Genomic DNA, 230 nt, shown 5'->3' on the forward strand with positions numbered 1-230 from the left:
GCGTGCTCTACCGCAGCGGGCACCTGGCGCACGCCACCGAGGAGGACGCCGCCTTCCTCGCCCGGCTCGGCCTGCACACGGTCTTCGACTTCCGCAACTCCGCCGACCAGGCTCTGGAGGGCCCGGACGTGGAGCTGCCGGGCGTGCGCAACGTGAACATCCCGCTGTCGGACCCGGCCGAGGGCGCCGAGTTCTGGACGATGGTGCGCGAGGGCGACCTGGCGCTGCTG

Annotated in this window: 1 protein-coding gene; it reads left to right on the forward strand. The window is 73.0% G+C overall.

What is annotated here, in order from left to right:
* Positions 1 to 230 (forward strand): tyrosine-protein phosphatase (locus ACSNOK_RS36615; protein ID WP_436784948.1); only part of this gene is annotated, 230 nt, incomplete at both ends.

The sequence above is a fragment of the Streptomyces sp. URMC 126 genome (assembly GCF_051386555.1).
In the GTDB taxonomy this organism is placed as follows: domain Bacteria; phylum Actinomycetota; class Actinomycetes; order Streptomycetales; family Streptomycetaceae; genus Streptomyces.